The organism is Devosia insulae DS-56, from assembly GCF_000970465.2.
Classification (GTDB): domain Bacteria; phylum Pseudomonadota; class Alphaproteobacteria; order Rhizobiales; family Devosiaceae; genus Devosia_A; species Devosia_A insulae.
In genome coordinates, this window is the sequence record NZ_LAJE02000173.1 from 51,229 (window position 1) to 57,228 (window position 6,000).

General features: G+C 65.5%; 6 protein-coding genes. 3 read left to right on the forward strand and 3 right to left on the reverse strand.

Features of this window, described 5'->3' with window-relative positions; genetic code table 11:
- The first annotated feature begins 73 nt into the window (after positions 1-73).
- The 3 genes from VW23_RS11940 to VW23_RS11950 are packed head-to-tail and all read left to right on the forward strand — an operon-like array spanning position 74 to position 3,092.
- The gene (locus VW23_RS11940) at positions 74-1,288 is read left to right on the forward strand and encodes a hypothetical protein (protein WP_069909793.1); all 1,215 of its coding nucleotides are present in this window, start codon (positions 74-76) and stop codon (positions 1,286-1,288) included.
- On the forward strand, positions 1,285-2,112 hold the full coding sequence (locus tag VW23_RS11945; RefSeq protein WP_141728308.1) for an alpha/beta fold hydrolase: 828 nt from the start codon (positions 1,285-1,287) through the stop codon (positions 2,110-2,112). Before VW23_RS11940 ends, VW23_RS11945 begins: the two co-directional genes overlap by 4 nt.
- Entirely contained in the window at positions 2,109-3,092 is a 984-nt protein-coding gene (locus VW23_RS11950; RefSeq protein ID WP_069909795.1) for a phospholipase D-like domain-containing protein, read from the forward strand. Before VW23_RS11945 ends, VW23_RS11950 begins: the two co-directional genes overlap by 4 nt.
- 59 nt (positions 3,093-3,151) lie before the next feature.
- Here the strand turns inward: VW23_RS11950 and VW23_RS11955 are convergent, their stop codons facing one another.
- From VW23_RS11955 to VW23_RS11965, 3 genes are all read right to left on the reverse strand, one after another.
- Complete coding sequence (locus VW23_RS11955) at positions 3,152-4,687, reverse strand: FAD-binding oxidoreductase (RefSeq protein ID WP_084645987.1); 1,536 nt, start codon at positions 4,685-4,687, stop codon at positions 3,152-3,154.
- A gap of 170 nt (positions 4,688-4,857) precedes the next feature.
- The gene (locus VW23_RS11960) at positions 4,858-5,145 is read right to left on the reverse strand and encodes a GlsB/YeaQ/YmgE family stress response membrane protein (RefSeq protein WP_069909796.1); all 288 of its coding nucleotides are present in this window, start codon (positions 5,143-5,145) and stop codon (positions 4,858-4,860) included.
- 139 nt (positions 5,146-5,284) lie between these two features.
- Positions 5,285-5,905 (reverse strand): hypothetical protein, encoded by a 621-nt coding sequence (locus VW23_RS11965; RefSeq protein WP_141728309.1) that lies wholly within the window; start codon positions 5,903-5,905, stop codon positions 5,285-5,287.
- Between the last annotated feature and the right edge of the window lie 95 nt (positions 5,906-6,000).

A 6,000-nucleotide genomic window follows, 5' to 3' on the forward strand; every position in this document is an offset into this window, starting at 1 on the left:
CTGCCGTTGCGCTGCTACCATCCGGCTCGCCACGCCGGAACGTGGCGGTCGCAATGCGAATGAGGTACCGAGCATGCTCACAAGGTCTGCCGTCGTAGCCTTCGCCGTGTCGTGCCTTTTCCTGCAACCCGCAATTGCCGAGGACGCGTCGGCCGGGTGGCAGATCCCCGACGATCCCGCAGTGGCGCTGCGGGAGCCGGATCGCTTCGCCTGGTCCCTGTTCCGCGCGCTGACCTGGCCGGTCGACCTGAACGCCCGCGAGGCCGACCCGGCGCTGCCCTATGGCGCGGATGGGCCGGTGGTGTTTCAGGCCTGGGCGCTGGCCGATGCGGTCTACCTGGACGGCGGTCAGAAGCCGCCCGCCTGGGCCGACATGGAGTCCCAGACCGTTCTCGAACTCGACGGCACCGATGGCCCGCGCCAGCTTGCCCTGCTGCGCGACGTTCCGCCCACGCCACCGGGGACCGAGGGCCATCAGGTCGATGAGGTGCGCATGAACCGCGCCGCCTTCGACTACATCCGCGAGCACGGCCTCTATTCCGTCGATGGCCAGCAGCGGGTCTATTACGAGGGCCGCAACCTTGCCTTTCCGCCCGATGCCATCGAAATCAAGGCGGTGTGGCGGCCAATCGCCGATGCCGATCGCGCCCGCTATCACTGGTCTGAGTTCAGGGATACCGCGAGCGGCGAGATGCTGCTCTATGGCCTCACGGCGCTGCACGTCATGTCGAAGGTGCTGCCGCGCTGGCACTGGGCCACGTTCGAGCATGTCGACAACCCGTTCCGACACGGCATCCATGACGAGGGCTGGCTCAACCGCTCGCGCGACAGCCTCGCCTGCCCGACCGATAACCTCAGCTGCAACCTGGCGCCTTCCGGCATCGGGCTCGAAGGCACGCGCTGGAAAAACTATCGGCTGCGCGGCAGCCAGATCGACTTCACCGATGATTTCGGCAACCCGGTGATCCTCGCCAACTCCGAACTCGAAACCGGGTTCCAGACCACCGCCTCCTGCATGAGCTGCCACGTGCGCTCGACCATCGGACCGAACATCAATGCCGCCGCCTCCTTCGAGTTCGGCCCCGACAACGCCGCGCATCCGCTGTCCGCTCCGGTCGCCAGCCGCCTGCCGGTATTCGCCGTCGGACCCGACGGCCGCATCACCAGTTTCCACGGCACGCCCGACCCAGCCGAGTTCGTGGTCAAAGGAACCGAGGGGCCCTACCCCGCCACCTACAGCATGCTCGACTATGTGTGGTCGCTGAGCCGCGCCAAGCCTGAGCCGTGAGCCCGTCGGGCGCGATGGATGAGCTGCTGAGCCGCGACGGCGTTCGCCTCGCCTTCGAGCGCGTTGACGGGCAAAAGGCACCGGTCATCTTCGTGCACGGCTGGTGTTGCGATCACGAGTTCTTCGCCCCGCAGCTCGCTTATTTCGCCGATCGCGGCCATCAGGTCCTGGCGCTCGATCTGCGCGGGCACGGCCGCAGCGACAAGCCGGTGCAGCCCTACACCATGCCGAGCTTTGCCGACGATATCGCCTGGCTGTGCGGCGAGCTGAAACTGCCGCCGGCCATCCTCGTCGGGCACAGCATGGGCGGCATCGTCGCCTTCGATCTGGCCGTGCGCTATCCGGAACTGGTGGCGGCCGTGGCGATGCTCGACGCCGCCATTGTCGTTCCCGACGCGGCATGGCCGGGCATCGCCGGGATGATCGCGTCTCTCCGTGCCCCGACCTACCGCGCGGCGCTGATCGACTACGTAGCGCGGGCGCTGATCCTGCCGTCCGACGACAAAACCAGGGCGCACTGGATCCTCGAGCGGATGAGCAGCGCCCCGCAGCACGTCATGGTCTCGGCCTTCGAGGGCCTGCGCGACTACGATCCGGACATTGGCGGACGGCGGCTGGACGTCCCCGCCCTCTACATCTCGGCAGACGAGGCAGTGGCGCGCACCGATATGGCGCGGCTGCAGCAGCTGGTGCCGACCCTGGCGCATGGCCGCACTGTCGGTTCCGGTCACTTCTGCCAGTTGGAGGTTCCTGACCAGGTCAATGCGATGCTAAATCGCTTCATCGACCTGACACGGCCAGATGGCGCGAGGTCCCGGCAATGAACATCGAAACGCTGATCGTCCAGCCTGATGACGGCATCGCCCCGGTGCTGCAGTTCCTGCGCAGCGCCACCGAAGAAATCCTGGTCAAGCAGTTCACCTTCGACCACCCTGCTCTCCTTGCGGAAGTGCTCGCCCAGCATGCGCGCGGCATCCGGGTGCGGGTCATGCTGAACGGGGTGAAATCGACCGGCGAGCGCATCAACGACAACACCTTTGCCACCCTCGAAGCGGCCGGTATCGCCGTGTCGTGGAGTTGCCCCGATTTCGTCGTCACGCACGAAAAGTCGGTGATCGTCGACCGCCAGCGGCTGTTGCTGGCGACGTTCAATTTCATGGAGAAGTACTTCAGCGGCACCCGCGATTACGGCATCATTGTCGCCGATGCGGCCGCCGCTGCGGAGCTTGGCGCGTGCTTCGACAGCGATTGGGACCGGGTGGTGTTCGAGCCGCTGCACAGCCATCGGCTGGCCTGGAGTCCGGGTAACGCCCGCAGCCTCGTCTGCGATCTGATCGACCATGCCGCAACCAGCATTGATATCCAGCACCCCAAATTCGCCGAGCCGGTGATCTTCGAGCGCATCCATGCGGCGCTGCTGCGAGGGGTGCATGTCCGGGTCCTCTGCGGCGGCAAGCATGGGCTGCATCAGCCCGATCTGATGTACTCCTTCGCCTTGTGGCGGCTGTTTCGGGAGCTGGGCGGCAAGCTTCACAAGCAGACCAACCTGCGCTCCCACGCCAAGTTGATCCTGGTCGATGGTGCGAGGGCGCTGGTCAGCACCCAGAACCTCGACCAGCCGGCATTCGACACGCGACGCGAGGTCGGCATCGTCGTCGACGACCTCAGCGTGGCGCGCCAGATCGCCAGCGTGTTCGAACGGGACTGGGCGCTCTCAAAGCGCTACGAGCCGCCCTACCCGACGGCGCTGCTTGACGATCCTGACGACGAAACTCACCATGCCTGCGAGCTCGCGCACGACTGAGCCACTTGCCCGAGCTGGCGTCACTGCCGCAGCCGTTGGCCTGGCCGGTGAGAACGCACTCAGGCTGGTGGGATGGATTGGGCGAAACGGAACAGGTTGTCCGGATCGACGCGATGCTTGATCTCCTTCAGCCGGGGCAGGTTGCTGCCGTAATAGGCCTGCTGCCAGTCCTCGAGCACTGGGTCCATGAAGTTCTGGTAGGCCTGCCCGTTGGTGTGGGGCCGCATCGCCTCATAGAACGCATCCTGCCAGGCGAAATTGGCCTCGAGCACGGCGGCCGGGGTGCCGACCGGCCAGTTGAGGCCGATATCCTCGATGAAGCGCGTGTTACGATGGACGAAGGCCGTCGCGTCCGCCGGGACCTTGTTGACCCTGCCGCCGGTCTGGAAGAAGCGGAAGTCAGCTGTAGCATCCGGGCCGGTGCCGGTCCCTGGCCAGCGGCGCAGGAAATCGAACGCGATCTTCCGGCCTTCCGGGTCGAGCGGCTTGACCAGAAAGGTCGAGCGCTCCTGGAACGGCGCCGGCGTGCCGGGCTCCTCGAGGAAATCCTGGCCGGCCCAGTAAGGCAGCTCCTCGATCTTCTCGGTCGCCGGTTGCTCGACTGCATAGACTGGCTTCAAGAGGTCGAGGACCTCCTGGCGCGTGCCGTGATGAATCTGTCCGATCAGCTCGAGCGTCATCGGCTCCCGGCGGCGCAGCTGTTCGGGGGTAATCGCGCCAACCGAAAAGCGCGTGCCCAGTGTATCCGGCCCCTCGTCGAGCGCTTCCATCAGGGCGCCGAAGACGCGCTCCATCTCGTCCGGTTCAGCGCTCCAGTTGCACTGGAATGCGCATACCGGCGGCGCCGCAAAGGTCTGCAGCGCGAACGCCGTGTTGATGCCGAAATTGCCACCGCCGCCGCCACGGCAGGCCCAGTAGAGGTCCGCGACGGTGTGGTCATTGCTGCGCGCGTCGAGCGTCAGCACCTGGCCGTCCGCCAAGACGATCTCGCTCTCCACTACCTGATCGCAGGCGAGGCCGTTGGCGCGCATGTTGAAGCCGATGCCGCCACCCAGGACAAAACCCGCAACCCCGACCGTCGGGCAGCGGCCGTGGGTGATCGCGATATTGGCCGCGCGCAGCTGGGCATAGAGGATCTGGTTGCGCGCACCGGCGCCGATCCGCACGATGCCGGTGCTCGGGTCGAAATAGGGCGCGTTCATCATCGACACGTCGATGGTCAAGCCGCGCGACATCGAAAAGCCCGCGTAGGAGTGGCCGCCGGAACGCGCGGCGAACGGCACGCTGTACTCACGGCACCACTGGATCGCCTCGACCACATCTGCGGTGCTGGCGCATAGCGCGATCCCAGTCGGCAGGATGTCGGCGTAGCGCAGATTGTTGGGGAGATTGAACTTCGCGAAATCGAAGTCGGACGGGCGGAGCACGGGACCAAGCAGCCGCCTGGACAGATCGCCCCAGGCTGTAGCGCTGACTTCAAGCCCGTCCTCGGCGAAGCCGACACCCGGCCACAGCCCGAACTGGCCTGCCGCGACGAGGGCCGACGTGCCGACAAGAAAAGCACGACGGCTGAGCGCTGAACCTGCGAGTGCCATGGGATGCCCACCACCGAGGAACTAGGGCCTACTCAATAGTCGATCCTGAGTTCAGTAGTAAAATCACGAAGACAAACAGGTGCTGAGGATCACCGCCCGGCAAGAATGCGCAGCGCTCGGCTGAGTGGATGACCAGTATGCCCGAAGCGGACCTTGCTAACCCAAAAAAGCTAGCGTCGTCGAAACAGTCCACCGCCACTGCCGCGCCGCACGAGGCCGATGATGACGAGAAGGATGACTGCACCGATCGTCGCACTCACTATGGCTGCTACCACGCCCGATCCCAGGGCGATGCCAAGTTGCGGGAGCAGCCAGCTACCGATCAATGCCCCGACAATCCCGACGGCCATGTCGCCGATCAGGCCAAGTCCGGAGCCCTTGACGATCAGACCGGCCAGCCACCCAGCAATCAGGCCGACGAGGAGTATGATCAACAGACTTTCAGTGCTCATTTGCATGTTCCCAGCCCCCACAAGGAAGAAAGCCGCCCCGCGGGTGGCGGGGCGGCTACAGGTCCCCGAGGGCGTGGGGTCTGTGAACCGGAAAGGTCACGTTCAGAACGTTGGAGCTCGGGCTTTCGTTCCGGCTCCGTCCTTGTCAGAACACGTACACAATCAGTTGCCCATTGCGACGCTGGACAGCGACCACGTCGCTGGCGTCGTATCCGCTACGGCTGAGCGTGGCCATAATCAGCGTGTCGTTGGCGACCGCGCCCTGCAGGGTATTGACCTTGCTGCTACGGGCGAAGATCTGGGCAACCTGACGCTTCGCGGTCGGGCAAAGCTTGATGGGCACGATCTGCACACCGGTCGCCCGGGCCCACGCCTTGATCTCGGCGTTGCTGATCTTGCCGTTCGCGGCAACCTGCAGAAGGTTACGCGCGTCGTTCACCGAGCACTTGATGACGAATGAACCGCCACCGAGACTTCCGACCAGGACGTAGCCACCACCGCCAGGTCCACCAGCGCCTCCCGGCCCGCCCAGTCCACCAGGGCCCGGAATGCCGATGTCGATATCAAGATCGAGTCCAAGGCCACCCAGGTCGAGGGTGACTGATGTGCTGGCGACGAGCCCGCTATCCGTCAGCCCGGCAGAAACGTTCGCGTTGGCCAGCGGGTCGTTGGCACCCAGGTTGACGTCGAGCACGTTGTTGTTTCCGCCGCCGATGCCGACGTTGACCAACGAGTCGTTACCCGCCTCGCGGTCCTCGATCGTCACCAGCCCCACGCCGCTTCCGCCACCACCCAGACCGCCTCCCCGTACGCCCGCCGCCCCAGCCGTAGCACACCCAACCACTGCCCCCCGACCCCGCC